Raw genomic sequence first — 19,383 nt, 5'->3', positions numbered from 1 at the left:
TCCTCAGTCCCAGGCGAGGAGGGGCTCGCCGGCCCGGACGGCCACTCCCGGGGGGACGAGGAACGTCAGGAGCGACGGGTCGCCCTGGAGCGCGATGACCGAGCACACGGTCGCCAGCCCCAGCGCAGCCACGCGCGGCGGCTCCCAGGACAGCAGGGTCGCGCCCGCCTCGACCCGGTCTCCCGGCTCGACGTGGAGCTGGAAGCCCTCTCCCCCGAGCCGCACCGTGTCGATGCCCAGGTGGACAAGGACGGTGCGCCCACCGGTCGCCTCGAGCGCGAAGGCGTGCGGGAACAGGGAACCGACCGTGCCGGCCGCGGGGGCCACGACCGTCGAGATCCCGTCGCCGTCCACCGAGGGCTCGATCGCGAGGCCCGGCCCCGCGAACGCCTGCGCGAACACGGGGTCAGGGACGTCTCGCAGCGCCACGACCGTTCCGTCCAACGGTGCTCCGACGCGCAGGACCGGCTCGTCCGTGGACGAGCCGGCCCCTGCGGGAGGTCCGGAACCGGTCGGTGACATCTGCTCGTGTCAGCGCAGCGTGTCGAGCTCTGCGGCGAGGTTGTCGGCCTCCGGGCCCACGATCACCTGGATGACGCGGCCCGAGCGCACCACGCCGAACGCCCCCGTGGCCTTGAGCCCGACCTCGTCGACGAGCGCCGGGTTGGTCACCTCGACGCGCAGCCTGGTGATGCAGGGTTCGAGGTCGACCACGTTCGACTGGCCACCGAGCGCCTCGAGGATCTGCTGTGCCTTGCTCATCTACGAACTCCTGACTCCTGTGCTGCGGGCGCCGTTGCCGGGGGAAGGCCTGCGAACAGGCCTCTTTCCTCCACCCTAGTCTCACAGCACAGGCCGGCGAGGGAGAACAGCGGGCGATTTCCCGCCCGACGGCGCCACGCACCCCCGCACGCCCGGCAGGTTCCGCTCGTCCCGCCCGGCCGCCCCCCGCGGCGGGCGACCCGGGCGCCGGACCACGCGACGCCGTCGGGCGGGCGCGTCCCCCGCGGCCGCGCGCGGCTGCCCGCTTGGCGCTGGGCTCACGGCTGGGGAACACTGCCAGGGAGGGGAACCCGGCCGACCGCCGGGACCGGGCGAGCTCAGGAGGACGTCGTGGCCAGCGAGGAACAGCGGACGATCACCGGCATCGGGGTGTGCCCCGGGAAGGTCGTCGGGCCGGTCGTCTTCCTGCCCGAACCGCTCGCGGAACCCTCCCCCGGGCTCCGCCTGCGTCCCACGGCCGACCTGCGTGCAGAGGCCGACCGCATCCCGGTCGCCGCCGCCCAGGTGCAGGCAGACCTCGAACGGGCCGCAGCCTCCGCGACCGGGGACACGCGCGACGTCCTGGAGGCCACGGCCGCGATGGCCGCCGACCCCACGCTCGCGGCCGACGCCGAACGGCGCGTCGTCGACGAGCACCTGATCGCCGAGCGTGCCGTGTGGGAGGCCGCCGAGTCGGTCGCGCAGCAGTTCGAGGCCCTCGGCGGGTACTTCGCCGAGCGTGCGCGCGACATCGCGGACGTGCGCGACCGGATCGTCGCCGCGCTCTCGGGCCGCCCCGCGCCGGGCGTGCCGGACCACCCCGAACCGTTCGTGCTCGTCGCGCTCGACCTGGCCCCGTCGGTGACCGCGGGCCTCGACCCGGCGCGCGTGCTCGCGATCGTGACCGACGGCGCCGGGCCCACGTCGCACACCGCGATCGTCGCCAACGCCATGGGCATCCCCGCGGTCGTCGCCGCGGCCGGGGCGAGCGAGGCGCTCGACGCGGGCGACACGGTCCTCGTGGACGGGTCGGCGGGGACGGTCCTGGTCCACCCCACGGACGAGCAGGTCGCGACCGCCCGGGCGCTCGCCGCGACCGTGCGGACCTTCTCGGGCGAAGGACGCACCGCGGACGGCCACCGGGTCCAGCTCCTGGCCAACATCGGCGACCCTGCGGGCGCCGAGCCCGCCGCGGCCGCCGGGGCCGAGGGCGTGGGGCTCTTCCGGTCCGAGTTCGCGTTCCTCGACCGCGAGGAGCCACCGACGATCGCCGAGCAGGTCGCCGCCTACCGCACGGTCTTCCACGCCTTCCCCGGCCGCAAGGTCGTGATCCGCACGCTCGACTCGGGCGCGGACAAGCCCCTGCACTTCCTGTCGGTCGACGACGAGGAGAACCCCGCCCTGGGGGTCCGCGGGCTGCGCACCTCCGAGAAGTGGCCCGACCTCCTGGAGCAGCAGCTCGAGGCCGTCTCGCTCGCGGCCGCGGCCGAGGAAGCCGTGGTGTGGGTCATGGCCCCCATGGTCTCGACCGTCGCCGAGGCTGAGTGGTTCGTCTCCCGGTGCACGGCCCACGGGCTCGACACCGCGGGCGTCATGATCGAGGTGCCCAGCGCGGCCCTGCTCGCCGGTCCCGTGCTCGCCCGCGCGCACTTCGCCTCGATCGGCACCAACGACCTCACGCAGTACACCATGGCGGCCGACCGCCTCCTCGGCTCGCTCGCCGAGCTCAACGACCCCTGGCAGCCCGCGGTCCTCCAGCTCGTCGCCGCGACCTGCCGCGGCGGGGACCTCCAGGGGCGGCCCGTGGGCGTGTGCGGCGAGGCGGCGTCGAACCCCGTGCTCGCGGCCGTGCTCGTCGGGCTCGGCGTGTCCTCGCTGTCGATGACTGCGCGCGCGATCCCCGACGTCGCCGCGCTGCTGGGTGCGGTCACGATCGCCGAGTGCCGCGCGGTCGCGCAGCTCGCGCTCGCGGCCGAGAGCGCGGCCGACGCGCGCGCCACGGTCCGGGCGGCCCTCCCGCAGCTCGACGAGCTGGGGCTGTGAGGAGCCCGACAGCGGCGAGCGTCACGTCGCCCGGACGCCCGGGCGCGCGCGACCGGATGGGATGATGGCCGCGTGACCAGCGATCCCGTCCCCCACCCCGGCGGCACGCCCGCACCGCTGCCAGGCGGCTCCCCCGCTGCCCTCCCGGTGAGCCCCGCGACCCCGCGCCTGCGCGAGTCCGTCGCGTCCTCGGACAGCTTCTACGACGCGATCGGGGGGCACGAGACCTTCGTACGGCTCGTCGACGTGTTCTACGAGGGCGTGGCCGCGGACCCCGTCCTCAAGCCCATGTACCCCGAGGAGGACCTCGGCCCCGCCAAGGTCCGGCTGACCATGTTCCTCGAGCAGTACTGGGGCGGCCCCACGACCTACTCGGAGCAGCGCGGCCACCCCCGCCTGCGCATGCGCCACGCCCCCTTCAAGGTCAACCCCGACGCGAGGGACCGCTGGCTCGCGCACATGCGTGCCGGCGTCGACTCGCTCGACCTCGCCCCGCTGCACGAGGCCACGCTCTGGGACTACCTGGAACGTGCTGCCCACTCGCTGATCAACACCTTCGAGGAGTGACGTGACCGACGTGACGGCCCCCCAGACCCAGCAGCCCGGCCAGCCCGACGAGACCGCCCGCGCTGCCCAGGCCCCCCCGCCTCGGCCCCTGCGCACCAAGGTCACGGCGGACGAGCTCGCGCGCGACCCGCTCGGCAACCTGCTGCGCGCGCTCCAGCTCGAGGAGAAGCCTGCCGACGACTCGCGTTCCGACGGCGCCGACGTGCGCTTCGGCGGCCTGAGCGTCGACCAGCCCAACGCCCGGATCTACGGCGGCCAGGTCCTCGCCCAGGCGCTCATCGCCGCGGGCCTGACCGTCGAGGGCGACCGCCGGCCCCACTCGATGCACGGGTACTTCCTGCGTGCGGGCGACCTCGACGCCCCCATCGAGTTCGCGGTCGAGAAGCTGCGCGACGGCCGCTCGTTCAGCGCACGCCGCACGCACGCCGTCCAGCACGGCAAGCCGATCCTGTCGATGATCGCGTCGTTCCAGGAGGAGCAGGACGGCGTCGAGCACACCTCGCCCATGCCCGAGGCGCCGGACCCCGAGACCCTGCCGTCGGCGTTCGACGAGCTCGGCAAGATCCCGCACCCCGCCGCGCGCTCGCGCTCGCACGAGGCCGCGTTCGACCTGCGGCACGTGGGCGGCTCGCTCTACCTGGGCCCCGGTGCCGAGCGCACCGACCAGCAGATGGTGTGGATGAAGGCCCGCGGCCCCGTCGAGGGCGACCAGCTCCTGCACCGCGCCCTCATGGCGTACGCGTGCGACCAGATCATGCTCGAGCCCGTGCTGCGCAAGACCGGGTCGAGCTGGGTCACGCCCGGAGCGTCGATCGCGAGCCTCGACCACGCCATGTGGTGGCACCGCGACGCACGCGTCGACGAGTGGCTGCTCTACGTGCAGTCCTCCCCGAGCGCGCAGGGCGGGCGGGGCCTCGGCGCCGCCCGTGTCTTCACGCGCGACGGGACGCTCGTGGCGAGCATCGCGCAGGAGGGCATGCTGCGGCTGCCGGTCTGAGCGTGCGGCTGACGAGCGAGTCGCCGGGGCGCGGGGCAGGATGACCGGATGGTCCGCCTGCGCCGCGTCTCGGTCTCCTCTCCCGGGTACGGCCGACGTCGGTACGGGAAGGGGTTCTCCTACCTCGACGTGGACGGCTCGCGGCTGACCGACCCCGACGAGGTCGCGCGCTGCACGCGCCTGGTCGTCCCGCCTGCCTGGTCGGACGTGTGGATCTGCCGGTTCCCGGACGGCCACATCCAGGCCTTCGGGTACGACGACGCGGGACGCGGCCAGTACCTGTACCACGACCAGTGGCGTGAGCGCAGGGCCCGCCGCAAGTTCGACCACGTCCTGGCGGTCGGCGCGCGGCTCCCGGCCGCGCGCCGCCGGGTCGCCAAGGACCTCACGGCGGACGGGATGCCACGGGCCAAGGTCCTCGCGCTCGCGTTCCGGCTCCTGGACCTCGCCGACTTCCGCGCCGGCAGCGAGGCGTACGCGAAGCAGAACGGCAGCTACGGTCTCGCGACGCTGCGCACCGAGCACGTGCGCGTGCGGCGCGACGGCTCGGTCCACTTCCGCTACCCCGCGAAGTCGGGGCAGGTGCGCGACGTCGTCGTCGAGGACGAGCGGGTCCGCGAGATCGTCACCACGCTCGTGCGGCGTCGGGACGCGGGCGACCTGCTCGCGTGGCGCGAGGAGACGCCGGGCGGCGTGGTCTGGCACGACGTGACGAGCGCGGACGTGACCGCCTACCTCAAGGAGCGCCTGGGCGAGGACGCGACCGCGAAGGACTTCCGCACCTGGCACGCCACCGTCCTCGCCGCCCGCGCCCTCGCGGACGCGGGTGCACCACCCGCCTCCGACCGCGCCCGGCGGGCCGTGGTCGCGGGCGTGGTCCGGGACGTCGCCGACGAGCTCGGCAACACCCCGGCCGTCGCCCGCTCGTCGTACATCGACCCTCGCCTGGTCGACCTCTGGGAGCGCGGGCAGACCATCGAGCCGCTCCTGGGCAGGCGGCGCAGCCAGGCCGCGGCCGAGCGCGCCGTGCTGGACCTGCTCGGGTGACGGCCGGTCGCGAGCCGCCGTCCCTCGGGTCACCATGGGGAGCACCATGACTCCCACCGACGACGCCGCTCCCCCGCCCACCACGACCGCCCCGGCCGCCGAGTCGGCCGCCGGGCCCACCGTGCCCGGGTCCCGACCCCTGACCGTCGCCGTCACGGGGGTGACGGGCTACGTCGGCGGCCGCCTCGTCCCCGAGCTCCTGGGCGCCGGGCACCGCGTCCGCGCGATCGCCCGCCGCCCCGAACGCCTGGCCGGCCGCGACTGGGCGCAGCACGTGGACCTGGTCCAGGCCGACGCGTCGGACCTCGACCAGATCCGCGAGGCGCTGCAGGGGGCGGACGTCGCGTACTACCTGATCCACTCGCTCGGCACGGGCCGCTCGTTCGCGGCCCGCGACCGGCGCACGGCCCTGACGTTCGCCCGGGCGGCCCGCGAGGCGGGCGTCGGGCGGATCGTCTACCTGGGCGGCCTGTTCCCCGACGTCGACGACGCAGACCTGTCCCCGCACCTGGCCTCGCGCAAGGAGGTGGGCGAGATCCTGCTGTCCTCGGGCGTCCCGACGACGGTCCTCCAGGCCGCGGTGATCCTCGGGTCGGGCTCGGCGTCGTTCGAGATGATGCGCTACCTCACCGAGCGCCTGCCTGCGATGACGACGCCGCGCTGGGTCGACAACCGCATCCAGCCGATCGCGATCCGCGACGTGCTGCGCTACCTCGTCGGCAGCGCGACGATGCCCCCGGACGTCTCGCGCGCGTTCGACGTCGGCGGCCCCGACGTCCTGACCTACCGGCAGATGATGCAGGGCTACGCGCAGGTCGCAGGGCTCCCGCGACGCCTGATCGTGAGCGTCCCGGTCCTGACCCCGCGCCTGTCGAGCCACTGGGTGGGTCTCGTGACCCCCGTGCCCGCGAGCATCGCACGCCCCCTGGTCGAGTCCCTGGTCCACGAGGTCGTGTGCGACGAGCACGACATCGCGCGGTACGTCCCCGACCCGCCCGGCGGGCTGATCGGCTTCCGCCGGGCGGTCGAGCTCGCGCTCCAGCGCGTCCACGACGGCGAGGTGACCACGCGCTGGTCCTCGGCCGCGGTCGAGGGGGCACCGAGCGACCCGCTGCCCTCCGACCCCGACTGGGCGGGCGGCTCGCTCTACGTCGACGAGCGCCGGCGCGTCGTCGACGCCCCTGCCGACGTCCTGTGGTCCGTGATCGAGTCGATCGGCGGGCAGCGCGGCTGGTACTCGTGGTCGCTCGCGTGGCGGGTGCGCGGGCTCCTCGACCGGCTCTCGGGCGGGCCGGGCCTGCGGCGCGGACGCCGCGACGAGCGCACGCTCGTGGTCGACGACGTCCTGGACTTCTGGCGGGTCGAGGCCATCGAGCCCGGCCGGCGCCTGCTGCTGCGCGCCGAGATGCGGCTGCCGGGTCTCGCGTGGCTCGAGCTGCGCGTCGACGAGTCGGCCGAGGAGATCACGGGGCCCGACGACGCCGGTCCCGCTCCCGAGGAGGCGTCCGGGCCGGGACGGTCCTACTTCGCGCAGCGGGCGCTGTTCCACCCCCACGGGCTCGCCGGGCAGGCGTACTGGTGGTCGGTCGCGCCGTTCCACGGCGTCGTGTTCGGGGGCATGCAGAAGAACATCGCGGAGGCGGCGGAGCGAGCAGCGGTGGTAGCAGCGGCGGAGAGCAGGTAGGAGCGGGCCACCTGCCGCGGCCGCCCTACTCCTCGAGCGCGGTGAGCATCCGGTCGACGAGCGCGAACGCGGTCTCGCTGACGACCATGCCGGCGAGCGTGACGTCGGTGAGGTCGGCGTAGTCCTCGATGAGCTCGCGGATGTCCTCGTCGAGCACGCCGGGCCGGTGCACGGCGCCGCGGGCGGGCACGGCGCCCGAGACCAGGTCGAACGTGAGCGAGGCGATCGCGGCGAGCAGCGGCTCGTCGGCCGCGACGAGACGGGCGATGGCCGCACGCCCGGCGGCGGACGTCGCCTCTCCCGTGACTGCCTGGAACGCGAGCAGCGCGACCTGGAGCGTCCGGGGTCCGTGGAGGAAGGACTCGTCGAGGCCGGGCAGGACCTCCTGCGCGGCGAGCAGCACCTCGAGCTGGAGGTCGACCTGGTCGGCGGGCTCGCCGGGCAGGTGGGCGGCGCCCATGGTCAGCAGGAGGAGCGCGACCCCGCTGCGCACGTCCTCGGGCTGGCTGTCGTCCCGCACCACCGCCGCGAGGACGCGCAGCGCGGGCACCGACACACCGTAGAGGGCACCCTCGTGGTTCACGACCTGCCACAGCAGGTCGAGCGCCTCGTCCTGCTCGGCCCCCGCCGGCCCGACGACGGCGCGCACCAGAGCAGGGATCACGTCGGCCGCGCCGAACGCACCCTGGTAGGCGCCCCAGTCCACGGCGTCGAGCTCGAGCTCGACGTCGGAGAGGGGCGGCTCGGACCGGGGCAGAACGGGCAGAACGTCTTCGGGTCCGGCGTCGACGGCCACGTCGGCGCCCACAACCTCTACGGTGTCCACGCGCGCATCATGACATCTACCAGGGGTATCCGTCACGGTCGTGTTCGTCACCGGACCGCGGACGCATCCCCCGAGGGCGAGGACACCGGGAGACGTCGGCCGGGCCGGACGGTCTCAGCGCCCTCGGCGACGGAACTCGAGCGGCTCCTCGACGAACGGCTGCCAGGCCGCGCGCTCGGGCTCGGTGATGCGTCGCGGCGCGCCCGTCGCCGCGTCCACGACCACGATCGTCGTCGCCGCCTTGGCGTAGGGCCTGCTGCCGATCGAGGGCCCCGTGCGCTCGGCACCGTCGGGCCACTCGGTGTGCACCTCGTAGCAGACCTCGAGGCTCGCCCCACCCAGGTGCCCGAGCCACATCTCGACGCGCACCGGGCTCCGCGTGAACCCCAGGGGCCGCAGGTACTCGATCTCCTGCCGGGCGACCAGGGTGTGCGACGTCGCGTGCGGGCCCGTGTCGAGGACCGCCGTGGGCCAGCTCTCCTCGATCGAGGCCTCGGGGTGGCGCCAGAACGCGGTGATGCGGGCATCCTCCAGGAGCCGCAGCATCTCGACGTTGTTGACGTGCTGGTAGGCGTCGAGGTCGGACCAGCGCAGGGCGACGGGGACGTGCAGGCGGGTCATGGAAGTCCTTTCTTCGCGTGGGGCTCGCGCCTCTCGTCCGCCGGGGATCGGCGGGGAGGCACCCGGGTCACCTTACGCCCGCCTCAGGTCGCCGCGACCTGGGCGGCCACACGGCACGTGGTGAGCGCCGAGAGCTCCTCTGCGACGGGCAGCCAGACGAGACGCCCCGCGACCTTCCCGATGCTCTCCCGCAGCCTGCGGCGCGCACGGGCCGCGCGCCGTCGGGCACCGAGAGCCCCCGCGAGGCGCGCCGCGAGGGCCAGCACGACGCCGACCACCGCCCCGCCCACGACCAGGAGCGTCGGCCACGGGAATCCGCGCCACACCGGGGTCTCGGGGGCCGGGAGCTGGAGGTAGGCGAGCACCGCGAGCACGCCCAGCCAGACGACCCCCACGACCAGGGCACCCAGCACGACCCACTGGAGGAAGCTGACCACGCCCCACCAGCGCGGACGCCGCGCGGCCTCGAGCTCGGTGCCCGCGACCGCCTGGTCGAGCGCGTCGGCCAGGCCCCCGGTGCTGTCGGTCACGCTCGCCCGCGCGGCGAGCGCCCAGTCCTGCGGGGCACCGGCCGTCATGGTCGACACGTACTCGCGGACGGCGACGTGCGCGCGGGCCGCGACCGTGGGCGAGGCCCGGGGGACGGACGTCCGGGCGAGGTCGGGCCGGTCCGTGCCGCGCGTGAGCCCGAGGCGCCGCAGGGGGTCCACACGGAGCCGCCCGATCCAGCGCGTGGGCGGCCACCCGGTCGCAGCACGGGCGCGCCGGTTCGCCGAACCGCGGACGGCGTCGACCACGGTCGGCACCCCGGCCGCGGCCTCGAGGGCGTCGACGAGCCGCGACCGGGCCGCGTCCTGCGACCGCTCGGGCACCTTGTCCCCGCACGCGTCGGCGATCCGACGTGCGGCACCGCGCACGTCCGCGACCATGCGCGCGACCGCGGCCTCGCGCCGGGCGGCGGCCAGGTCCAGGAGCGCGTCGAGCTCGTCGATCCCCTGCCCCGTCGTCGCCGAGACGCCCAGCACGCGCGCCGTGACGAGACCGTCCTCGGCCACGAGACGGCGCAGGTCCGCGAGGCACGCGGTCGCCTCCTCGGGGGTGAGCCGGTCGATCTGGTTGAGCACGACCACGACGACGTCGCCGTGCCCCGCGAGCGGGCGCAGGTAGCGCTCGTGCAGCGCCGCGTCCGCGTACTTCTGCGGGTCGACGACCCACACCAGCAGGTCGACGCGCTCGACCAGGCGCTCGGCGACCGCGCGGTGCTCGGTCACGACCGAGTCGTGGTCCGGCAGGTCGAGCAGCACGAGCCCGTCGGTGGCCACGCCCGCGCGGTCCGCGGCGTGGTGTCGGTCCCCGACCTCGAGCCAGCTCAGCAACGGGTCGGCCCCCGGCCCCCAGACGACCGCCATCGGGCGAGCCGTCGTCGGGCGCGTGATGCCCGGCCGGGCGAGCGGGGCGCGGGCGATCGCGTTGAACAGCGAGGACTTGCCCGACCCGGTCGAGCCCGCGAGCGCGACGACCGTGTGCTCGGCCGACAGCGCGGTGCGCGTCGCGGTGTGCGCGAGGACGGCGCGCGCGTCGTCGAGCAGGTCGTCGGGCAGGCGGGCCGTGCCGGCCGAGACCGCGGTCTCGAGCGCGGCGACGCGCGCCGACAGGTCCAGGCGGGCCATCAGCGCTCGTCCCCGGTGGGCGCGGCCTCGCCCGGCTCGACCGGACGGGTGCCGAACAGCCGGCGCCAGAACCCGGGACGCTCGGTCACCGGGGCGGCCGTGTGGTCCGGTGGTGCCGACGCGGGGACGGCACGCGCCCCGCGCAGGGCACCCCCCTGCCCGACGGCGCCGCTCACCTCTCCCGTCACGCCCGCCCGGTCGCGCTTCTTCTGCTCGCGCCGCGCGGCCTGGCGCACGTCGTACGCCGCGGCCCGGAGCGGGGCGCCCGTCGCGTCCCCCGTGCCGAGCGCGTCGAGCTGCGACGTGTAGCGTCGGGCCTCGCCGTCGAGGACCGCCGCGACGCGGTCCGCGAGCCGGTCCTGCGCGGTGCGGGTCAGGCGGCGGACCGCGTCGTCGCCGAACACGGCCTCCAGGAGCTTCTGCGCGAGCACCGCGGTCCCGCCCGCGATCCCGATCTCCGCCCCGGTGATGCCGCCCGTCGAGGCGAACACGAGGATCATGAGCGCCACGCCCAGGCCGTTGAGCCCGAACGACAGCGCACGCGCCGTGCCGCGCCTGCCCGCGGCCTGCTCACCGACGAGCGCGAGGACGTCCGACTGCCAGCCCCGGATCTCCTCCGCGACCCGGGTCCGCAGCGAGGCCGAGGCGCGGGACAGGTCGAGCCCGTCGAGCAGCGCGGCTCCGGCCGGGTCGGCACGCCACGCACGGTAGGTGCGCTCGGCGGCCTCCTCCGCGGCGTCGAGCACCACGGACTCCAGGCCGTGCGAGATCGCCTCCTCGACGCCCGGGACCTGGCGCCCCTTGCCGCGGAAGAAGCCGCCGATCGCGTCGCGGACGGAGCCGACCTTCTGCTCGACCGCCCGGAAGAACTCGCCCGTACCCACGAAGTCCTGCCAGCGTGCAAGGACCTCACCACGCAGCATCGCGCCGTCGCTCGTCGCGGCGAGCACCGTGCGCCGCGCGTCGTCGTACGCCGCGTCGACCGAGGACCGCAGGTGGTCGTCGGCCTCGTGCTGAACGTCGACCGCACCGGCGAGCCGCAGCGCGCGCCGCACCAGGTCGTCGACCACGCCGTCCCGCGTCGCGTCGATCACTGCCGAGCGTGCACCCGCGTCGCCACCGAGCGCGGTCAGCCAGCGCGAGATCTCCCCGACCGCGGTCTCGGGCAGCAGGCCGTCCACGAGCGACGCCTCGGGCACGACGAAGATCGGCGCGTCGCCCAGGCCGTTCTCCGAGGCCAGCCGCTGGAGGTCCGCGCCGACGGCCTCCGCCCCGGGATCCACGCGGTCCAGGACGAGCGCCACCTGCGCGCGCCGGGTCGCGGCCTCGTGGAGCAGGTCCCAGGGCACCGCGTCGGCGTAGCGGGCAGCCGTGGTCACGAAGAGCCACAGGTCCGCGGCCCCCAGGAGCTGCGCGGCGAGCTCGCGGTTCTCGACCACGACCGAGTCGACGTCCGGGGCGTCGAGGAGCGCCAGGCCCGGCGGCAGGACCTCGGACGCGACCAGCCGGACCGACCGCTGCGCCCCCTCGGCGGAACCGTGGTCCGCGGGTCCCGTGACGCGCGCGAGCCCTGGCAGGATGCGGTCGGTGCTGAACCAGCGGGCGTCGAGCGGGTGGTGGACCAGCACGGGCGAGCGGGTCGTGGGCCGCAGGACCCCCGGCACCGTGGCCCTCTCCCCCAGGACCGAGTTCACGAGCGTCGACTTGCCCGCCCCCGTCGAGCCACCGACCACCACGAGCAGCGGCGCGGACCGCGACCGCAGGCGCGGGAGCAGGTAGTCGTCGAGCTGGTCGACCGCGAGCGCGAGCGTCCGACGGTCCTCCTCGACGCCGGGCGTCACGAGGGGAAGACGCTGCGCCGTGAGCTCGCCCCGTAGGACGTCGAGCGCCGCGACGAGCTCGTCGGTGCCCTGTACCGACCGCGCGGGCGCGTGCCCCGCGCCGGGGTCCTCGTCCGCGACGTGACGACCGTGACCGGCCTCGTCGAGGCCCTGGTCGGGGGTGCCGATGGCGCGGGAGCGGTCGTCGCCTGCGTCGGTGGGACCGCCGTCGGGAGCACCGCCGACGGGCGGGACGGCGTCGTCGCTCGGGTGGGTCATGCGCCTCAGTCTGCCGGACGCAGCGCCCGCGCGACCGGTGAGCGCGCCGGGACGACGAAGGGCCCCGGCGGATCGCCGGGGCCCTTCGGTCGCGGTGCCGCCCGTCAAGGGCCGAGCACCGGTCGTGCGCTGGTCAGTCGCGCGTCAGCTTGCGGTACGTGACGCGGTGCGGGCGCGCCGCGTCGGCGCCGAGGCGGCCGATCTTGTTCTCCTCGTACGAGGCGAAGTTGCCCTCGAACCAGTACCAGTTCGCCGGGTCCTCCTCGGTGCCCTCGTACGCGAGGATGTGCGTCGCGACGCGGTCGAGGAACCACCGGTCGTGCGAGACCACGACGGCGCAGCCCGGGAACTCGAGCAGGGCGTTCTCGAGCGAGCCCAGGGTCTCGACGTCGAGGTCGTTGGTGGGCTCGTCGAGCAGCAGGAGGTTTCCACCCTGCTTGAGGGTCAGCGCGAGGTTCAGACGGTTGCGCTCACCACCCGAGAGCACGCCGGCCGGCTTCTGCTGGTCCGGGCCCTTGAAGCCGAACGCCGCGACGTACGCACGGGAGGGCATCTCGACGTTGCCGACCTTGATGAAGTCCAGACCGTCCGAGACGACCTCGAACAGCGTCTTCTTGGGGTCGATCCCGCCGCGCGACTGGTCGACGTAGGAGATCGACACGGTCTCCCCGACCTTCAGGTCGCCGCCGTCGAGGGGCTCGAGGCCCACGATCGTCTTGAAGAGCGTCGTCTTGCCGACACCGTTCGGGCCGATCACGCCGACGATGCCGTTGCGGGGCAGCGTGAAGCTCAGCCCGTCGATGAGCTGGCGACCGTCGAAGCCCTTCTGCAGGTTCTGGGCCTCCAGCACGACCGAGCCCAGACGCGGGCCCGGCGGGATCTGGATCTCCTCGAAGTCCAGCTTCCTGGTGCGGTCCGCCTCGGCAGCCATCTCCTCGTAGCGCGCCAGACGCGCCTTCGACTTGGTCTGGCGGCCCTTCGCGTTGGAGCGGACCCACTCGAGCTCGTCCTTCAGACGCTTCGCGAGCTTCTGGTCCTTCTTGCCCTGGATCGCCAGGCGCTCCTGCTTCTTCTCCAGGTACGTGGAGTAGTTGCCCTCGTAGGGGTACAGGCGACCGCGGTCGACCTCGCAGATCCACTCCGCGACGTGGTCGAGGAAGTAGCGGTCGTGGGTCACGGCGAGGATCGCGCCGGGGTACGACGCGAGGTGCTGCTCGAGCCACAGGACGGACTCGGCGTCCAGGTGGTTGGTGGGCTCGTCGAGGAGCAGGAGGTCGGGCTTCTCGAGGAGGAGCTTGCAGAGCGCGACACGACGGCGCTCACCACCCGAGAGCACCGACACGTCGGCGTCCGGCGGCGGGCAGCGCAGCGCGTCCATGGCCTGCTCGAGCTGGGAGTCGAGGTCCCACGCGTCGGCCGCGTCGATGGCCTCCTGCAGGGTGCCCATCTCGGCGAGCAGGGCGTCGAAGTCCGCGTCCGGCTCGGCCATGAGCGCCGAGATCTCGTTGAAGCGGTCGAGCTTGCCCTTGATCTCGGCCACGCCCTCCTCGACGTTGCCGAGGACCGTCTTCTCCTCGTTCAGCGGCGGCTCCTGGAGCAGGATGCCGACCGAGTAGCCCGGCGAGAGCCGGGCATCACCGTTCGAGGGCTGCTCGAGGCCGGCCATGATCTTCAGGATCGTGGACTTGCCGGCACCGTTGGGGCCGACCACACCGATCTTGGCCCCGGGAAGGAAGTTCAGGGTGACGTCGTCGAGGATGACCTTGTCACCGTGCGCCTTGCGCGCCTTGTACATGGAGTAGATGAACTCAGCCACTGGCTCTGTTCCACCGTTCGATCGCTCGCGGGATGCTGTGCGCCCGCCCCGGACCCGGGGTGCCCCAGGTGGGGCGGGCGTCTTCGACCCCCCAGCCTACGCGGTCGGGCCTCAGCGCGTCGCCAGGAGCTCGCCGGTCGGCACGGCCTCGTGGGTGTCGCCGGCCTCGGCCTTCTCGTCGGCGAGACCCGCGTCGTCGGCGCCCGGTCCCCGCTCCGCCAGTGCGTCGTCCACCAGGCCGTGCTCGGCGTCGTCGTCCTCGGGGAACGGCTCCCCCAGCCGTCCCAGGTCCCACGCGCCGGCGTCGCCCGGTCCCTCGCTCAGGCCGCCCGTCCGCTCGCCGGACCCCTGGGTCCCCGAGCCCGGGACCGCACCGGGCGAGGCGGGCGCCAGGGCGTCCGCGGCGCCGTCGGGCTGGGCGGTGCGATGCACCGTGTGCTGGAACTGCGCGCGACCGCGCGTCAGGTCCGGGCCGAGCGCGCTCGCCTCGATCACGAGGTTGGTGCGCGGGCCCTCGGGGCTGGTCCACTCGTCGACCGCGAGGCGGCCCGTGACCACGACCGCGTCGCCCTTGCGCAGCGACGCCGCGACGTTCTGCGCCATGGCGCGCCACGCCTTCACGGTGAACCAGATGGTGCGCCCGTCGACCCACTCGCCGCGCGAGCGGTCGAGGTAGCGCGTGGTGCTCGCGATGCGGAAGCTCGTGAAGTCGTTGCCGGTCGGGGACGTGAAGAGCTTGGGGGTCGTGCCCATGAAGCCTGCCAGCGTCACCGTGACGTCGTTGCCCATCGTTCCTCCTGGGTGCGGGGCCGGCCTGGTGCCGACCGCGCACTCAGGCTGACGGTTCGCGCGTCGCGGCGTCCTGGGTCGAGGGCGTGTCTGTGGACAGCTCGCTCAGGTCCTTGGCTGTGGGCAACGTCAGAGGCCCGGTGAGCGGTGACGCCTTGCCCGTGTCACGCGCCGACTGCGCCAGCTCGCGCACCCGCCGGTGCTCGTCGAGGAGCTTCTGCGTCGGCCTGCCCATGGTCTCCTGGACCACCCGCTCGACGGCTCCGCGACCCGAGGCCAGGACCGTCGCCTCCCGGCGGCGCGCCAGCGTGCGACGGATCTGGATCCCTGCGAGGAAGAAGCCCAGGGCGACCAGGACCGCGGCCCCGGCAACGATCGCGAACGTCGCGACGATCGCCTTGTCCAGGTCCAGCACGCCCAGCGAGCCGAGGATCGCGAGCGCCCCCGTGACCACCGCGACGCCGATCGCCGCAAGAGCCGTGGTGCGGGTCGCGCGTGCCGAGGACGGCCCGCGGGTGTCGAGCGAGACCTTCGACAGCGCGCGCTGCGTGTCCTCGACCAGCCGGTCCGCGGGAGCGACCGCCTCGTCGAGCGCGTGCTTCCAGCCCGGGCGCAACGCCTTGCCGGCCCGCGCGAGCCACCGGCTCCGGGACAGAACGACGGCGTCGACCTGCGGCGGGGCGAACTCGGGGCGGCCGTACCCGTTGCGCACCGCCGCCGCGACCTGCCCCGCGACGGCCGAGAGCCCCGTGGCCTCACCGATCGCCGCGACCTCCTCGTCGACCGCGGTGCTCATGGTCCACGGCACCTCGCCGGGCGTCTCCTCGAGCAGGAGCGCACCTGCGCGGTCGAGCTCGCCCGCGACGCGGCTCGCGGCCACGCTCCGGCGGGCCACGGCCTGCTCCAGGAGCTCGCGCACCTGCCCGAGGCCCTCGCCCGTTCGCGCCGAGACCATCGTCACGAACACGCCGGAGAGCCCGTCCTCCTCCAGGAGACGCCCCATGTCCGCGACGAGGTTGCCGCGCTGCGTCGTGGGCACCGTGTCGATCTGGTTGAGCGCGACGACCATCGACGCCTCGAGGCCGACCGACTTCTGCAGGTAGCCCGAGTGCAGCGCGTCGTCCGCGTACTTCTGCGGGTCCACGACCCACACGAGCAGGTCGACGAGCGGCAGGACGCGGTTGACGACCTCCTGGTGCGCGGGCTCGATCGAGTCGTGGTCCGGCAGGTCCAGCAGGACCAGGCCCTCCAGCCCCTGCTCGGCGTCGCCGTCGAGCTCGCTGCCGCGCGTGATCCGGCGCTCCGGGTCGACCTCCAACCAGTCCAGCAGCGCGGTCGCCTGGTCGCTCCACGAGCACGCCGTGATGCGGGCCGTCGTGGGGCGCTTGGCGCCCACGTCCGCGAAGTTGAGCCGCGAGATCCGGTTGAAGAGGCTCGACTTGCCCGAGCCCGTACCGCCCGCGAGCGCCACGACCGTGTGGTCCACGCCGAGCGCCAGACGCTCCCGCACGCCGCCGATCGCCGTGCGGACTCGGGCCGCGACCTCCGGGTCGAGGCGGTCGCCCGCGAGGTCCAGGGCCTTGGCGAGGTCGTCGGTCCGGGACCGGAGCTGGGTGTCGTGGGACGTCATGAGAGCCTCCTGAGCTCGGCGAGGCGCAGGCGCAGCCCGACGGCGGCATCCGGTGCGAGGGCGGGGATGTCGAGGCGGTCGTGCAGGTCGACGGACTCGCGGGACACCATGGCGGCGGCGCGGTCCGCGAGGTCCGAGGTCAAGGTCGCGACCGACGCGTCCCCGGCGTCGCCGAGGAGGCTGTGCACGAGGCGAGCGGCGTCGTCGGACCCTGCGGCGGCCGTGAGGAGCAGCGCCGCCAGACCCGTGGGGCCGAACGCCTTGACCGCGGCCTCGGCCCGGCGCGTCTCGGCCGTCTCCTGCGGCGCGATGCCGGGCTCGTCGACGCCCCGCAGGGCCTCGACGGCGCGGTCCGCGACGGCGACCCACTCGTGGACCTGCGTCGCCGCGGCCTTCTCGCGTGCCGCCTCACGGACCGGGTCACCGTGCTCGGGGGCGAACGCCGGGCCGCCCGGAGGGGCCGACGGGCCGGAGAGCGCAGCGCGCAGGGCGTCGTCGGCGGCGGCCCCCGCCGCGACCAGCGTGCGGGTCGCGGCGGCGCGCACCTCCTCCAGCAGAGGTTCGAGCGCGACCTCGCGCGAGCGCCCCCTGCGCTTGGTCGAGCGCGCCAGCCCGTGCCGGACCTTGATGCGGTCGATCTTCTCGGCGCCCGCGAGCTGGGCCCAGCGCGAGGCGACCGATCCCCCGGCCACCACGCCCGAGGCGACGGTCCGACGGGCGGAGGCCTCGGCGTCGGGCAGCGCGCGGTCGATCGTCTCGCGCACGACCTCCGCGGCCTCGACCTGCTCCTGCACCGCGTCCGCGATACCCGTGACCCACGCGGGCAGCGCTGCGAGCGAGCCCTTGAGCGTGCGCACGATCACGGCGCGCGAGCGGTCCGGCCCCGCGAGCATCGTCAGCCAGCGCGCGATGGGTGCGACCGTCGCACGGTCGAGCATGCCCTCGTGCGGGCCGACGTCGGGGATCACGAACAGCGGGACCCCCTCCATGCCGTGCTCGCGCAGGCGCGCCAGGAGGTCGCCACGGATCGTCGTGAGGTTGTGCTGCGGGACCCGGTTGAGGACCATCGCGACGCTTGCGCCACGCTCCATGGCCTGCCCCAGCGCGACCCAGGGCAGGGCGTCCCCGTAGCGTGCGGCCGTGGTCACGAAGAGCCACAGGTCCGCGGCCTCGAGCAGCTGGGCCGCGGTCGACCGGTTCTCCGCGAGGAGCGAGTCCAGGTCCGGGGCGTCGAGCAGCGCGGTGCCGCGCGGCACGCCGTCGTGCTCGACCACGCGCGACATGGCCGTCGTGGGGCTGTGGACCAGGACGTCGACGTCGAGCGGGTTGTAGGCGAAGACGGGCTCACGGGTCGTCGGGCGCAGGACGCCCGCCGTCGAGACCTCCTCGCCCAGCAGCGAGTTGTACAGGGTCGACTTGCCCGCGCCCGTCGACCCGGCGATCACGACGACCGCGGGCGAGGACAGCTCCTTGAGCCGGGGCAGCAGGTGCTCGTCGAGCTGGTTCAGCAGGCGCTTGCGGGCCTCCTCGGCGTCCCCGGCCCCGTCGAGGTCCAGCGGCAGGCGGGCGTCGGCGACGTCACGGCGCAGGTCCCGGCCCACGTCGTAGACGGTGGTCCCGATCTCCTCGGGGGCGTTGCCAGGCGTGTTGCCGGGCGTCCTGCCCGAGGCGGAAAAAGCCCGCGGGGCACGGTCGGCAGCATGTCGGGTCGTCACCCGTTCATCTTCTGTGGTTACCGAGGCGATGCCAAACGCGCGCGCCGATGATCGGGTGACGGACTGCGGCGGGGGCGGGTGAGTTGGCCGACCCGGGGCGTGAGGGCTGGACCGAGGTGGCGTGCGACACGTCGCGGTGCCGCCAGAGCGAGCCTGCCCGACGGCGGCGCTCGCCCCGTGCGACACGTCCGCCTCGCGCGCGTGCGCGCAGGTCACGGCCGGATCCCACTACGATGGTCCCCGCGCCCCGATAGCTCAATGGATAGAGCAACGGCCTTCTAATCCGTAGGTTGCAGGTTCGAGTCCTGCTCGGGGCACCCCTACGCCTGACGCCCGACCTCACGTCCCGCGCCCTCACCGCGTCTTCAGGACGAACCGGTCCACCCGTCGCGGAGGTACTCCCATGCTGGACGTCCAGGACGCCGTCCACGTCACGATCGACCCGTCGATCCTCTACTTCGGGACCCCGGTCGTCCTCGTCAGCACCGTCGGTGCCGACGGACGGCCCAACCTCGCTCCGTTGTCGTCGATCTTCTGGTTGGGCCACACCGCGGTGATCGGTGTGGGGGCCAGGTCGCAGACCGCGATCAATCTGCGGGAGACGGGCGAGGTCGTCCTCAACCTGCCGTCGGTCGAGCAGGTCTCGGCGGTCGACCGGATCGCCCTCACGACGGGTCGTGACCCGGTCTCGGCGCGCAAGTCGTCCGTGGGGTACCGGTACGAGCCGGACAAGTTCGGGCGCGCGGGCCTCACCCCGGTCGGGTCGGACACGGTGTCGGCGCCGAGGGCGGGCGAGTGCCCCGTGCACCTCGAGGGTCGTGTGGTCGACGTCCACGCCCTGTGCGGCGACGACCCGGTCGCGGCGGGGAGCATCCTCGCGGTCGAGATCGCGGTCACGCGGGTGCACGTGCACGAGTCGATCCGTCTAGCAGGTTCGGCCCACCGGATCGACCCCGACCGGTGGCGCCCGCTCATCATGAGCTTCCAGCAGTTCTACGGGCTGGGCGACCGCGTGCTGCCGTCCCGGCTCTCGACGATCGACGAGGAGTGGTACCGCTGATCGACGATCCCGCCGGTCGCCCTCGTCGGCGGCGGTCACGTCGACGAGGGCGATCGG

16 protein-coding genes and 1 tRNA gene are annotated in these 19,383 nt (G+C 74.4%); 7 read left to right on the top strand and 10 right to left on the bottom strand.

Translation table 11 applies throughout. The features are described 5' to 3' along the window. Nucleotides 1-3 precede the first annotated feature (3 nt). Together WFH32_RS01570 and WFH32_RS01565 are read right to left on the bottom strand one after the other, a co-directional pair. Entirely contained in the window at nucleotides 4-522 is a 519-nt protein-coding gene (locus tag WFH32_RS01570; RefSeq protein ID WP_336706011.1) for a PTS sugar transporter subunit IIA, read from the bottom strand. A 9-nt stretch (nucleotides 523-531) separates the two neighbouring features. Then, nucleotides 532-762, bottom strand: a complete 231-nt coding sequence (locus WFH32_RS01565; RefSeq protein WP_030150932.1) for a glucose PTS transporter subunit EIIB — start codon at nucleotides 760-762, stop codon at nucleotides 532-534. Nucleotides 763-1,113: 351 nt separating this feature from the next. Here WFH32_RS01565 and ptsP point away from each other — a divergent pair, with 351 nt between their 5' ends. The 5 genes from ptsP to WFH32_RS01540 all read left to right on the top strand — a co-directional run bounded on the left by ptsP (nucleotide 1,114) and on the right by WFH32_RS01540 (nucleotide 7,100). Beyond that, nucleotides 1,114-2,805, top strand: a complete 1,692-nt coding sequence (ptsP, locus tag WFH32_RS01560; RefSeq protein ID WP_336706010.1) for a phosphoenolpyruvate--protein phosphotransferase — start codon at nucleotides 1,114-1,116, stop codon at nucleotides 2,803-2,805. Nucleotides 2,806-2,952: 147 nt separating this feature from the next. Beyond that, nucleotides 2,953-3,372, top strand: a complete 420-nt coding sequence (locus WFH32_RS01555; RefSeq protein ID WP_404822062.1) for a globin — start codon at nucleotides 2,953-2,955, stop codon at nucleotides 3,370-3,372. A gap of 88 nt (nucleotides 3,373-3,460) precedes the next feature. Then, a complete protein-coding gene (locus tag WFH32_RS01550; protein WP_138827442.1) occupies nucleotides 3,461-4,369 on the top strand; it encodes an acyl-CoA thioesterase in 909 nt (302 codons plus the stop codon). Between the two features lie 48 nt (nucleotides 4,370-4,417). Beyond that, entirely contained in the window at nucleotides 4,418-5,416 is a 999-nt protein-coding gene (locus WFH32_RS01545) for a DNA topoisomerase IB (RefSeq protein ID WP_336706009.1), read from the top strand. A gap of 46 nt (nucleotides 5,417-5,462) precedes the next feature. Continuing rightward, nucleotides 5,463-7,100: an SDR family oxidoreductase gene (locus tag WFH32_RS01540; RefSeq protein WP_336706008.1), complete on the top strand. Its 1,638-nt coding sequence runs from the start codon at nucleotides 5,463-5,465 to the stop codon at nucleotides 7,098-7,100. A gap of 25 nt (nucleotides 7,101-7,125) precedes the next feature. Here the strand turns inward: WFH32_RS01540 and WFH32_RS01535 are convergent, their stop codons facing one another. The 8 genes from WFH32_RS01535 to WFH32_RS01500 all read right to left on the bottom strand — a co-directional run bounded on the left by WFH32_RS01535 (nucleotide 7,126) and on the right by WFH32_RS01500 (nucleotide 18,266). Beyond that, nucleotides 7,126-7,926, bottom strand: a complete 801-nt coding sequence (locus WFH32_RS01535) for a hypothetical protein (protein WP_336706007.1) — start codon at nucleotides 7,924-7,926, stop codon at nucleotides 7,126-7,128. Between the two features lie 114 nt (nucleotides 7,927-8,040). After that, nucleotides 8,041-8,547, bottom strand: a complete 507-nt coding sequence (locus tag WFH32_RS01530; RefSeq protein WP_138824940.1) for an acyl-CoA thioesterase — start codon at nucleotides 8,545-8,547, stop codon at nucleotides 8,041-8,043. Nucleotides 8,548-8,630: 83 nt separating this feature from the next. Beyond that, nucleotides 8,631-10,217 (bottom strand): GTPase, encoded by a 1,587-nt coding sequence (locus WFH32_RS01525; protein ID WP_336706006.1) that lies wholly within the window; start codon nucleotides 10,215-10,217, stop codon nucleotides 8,631-8,633. Continuing rightward, a complete protein-coding gene (locus tag WFH32_RS01520) occupies nucleotides 10,217-12,316 on the bottom strand; it encodes a dynamin family protein (RefSeq protein WP_336706005.1) in 2,100 nt (699 codons plus the stop codon). The genes WFH32_RS01525 and WFH32_RS01520 overlap by 1 nt, the downstream gene beginning before the upstream one ends. Before the next feature lie 133 nt (nucleotides 12,317-12,449). Further along, nucleotides 12,450-14,132 carry an energy-dependent translational throttle protein EttA gene (gene ettA, locus WFH32_RS01515; RefSeq protein WP_191798154.1) on the bottom strand — a complete coding sequence of 561 codons (1,683 nt, stop codon included), beginning with the start codon at nucleotides 14,130-14,132 and terminating at the stop codon, nucleotides 12,450-12,452. Between the two features lie 111 nt (nucleotides 14,133-14,243). Continuing rightward, a complete protein-coding gene (locus WFH32_RS01510; protein WP_336706004.1) occupies nucleotides 14,244-14,921 on the bottom strand; it encodes a single-stranded DNA-binding protein in 678 nt (225 codons plus the stop codon). A 43-nt stretch (nucleotides 14,922-14,964) separates the two neighbouring features. Continuing rightward, nucleotides 14,965-16,551 carry a GTPase gene (locus tag WFH32_RS01505; protein ID WP_336706003.1) on the bottom strand — a complete coding sequence of 529 codons (1,587 nt, stop codon included), beginning with the start codon at nucleotides 16,549-16,551 and terminating at the stop codon, nucleotides 14,965-14,967. Beyond that, a complete protein-coding gene (locus WFH32_RS01500; protein WP_191798160.1) occupies nucleotides 16,548-18,266 on the bottom strand; it encodes a GTPase in 1,719 nt (572 codons plus the stop codon). The genes WFH32_RS01505 and WFH32_RS01500 overlap by 4 nt, the downstream gene beginning before the upstream one ends. A gap of 244 nt (nucleotides 18,267-18,510) precedes the next feature. Here WFH32_RS01500 and WFH32_RS01495 point away from each other — a divergent pair. Beyond that, nucleotides 18,511-18,583 (top strand) — tRNA-Arg (locus tag WFH32_RS01495). 86 nt (nucleotides 18,584-18,669) lie between these two features. Continuing rightward, entirely contained in the window at nucleotides 18,670-19,326 is a 657-nt protein-coding gene (locus WFH32_RS01490) for a flavin reductase family protein (RefSeq protein WP_336706002.1), read from the top strand. The last annotated feature ends 57 nt before the right edge of the window (nucleotides 19,327-19,383 follow it).

The sequence above is a fragment of the Oerskovia sp. USHLN155 genome (assembly GCF_037145535.1).
GTDB lineage: Bacteria > Actinomycetota > Actinomycetes > Actinomycetales > Cellulomonadaceae > Oerskovia > Oerskovia rustica.
Note: the sequence above shows the minus strand (reverse complement) of the source record. Positions and strands in the feature narration are given on the sequence as shown.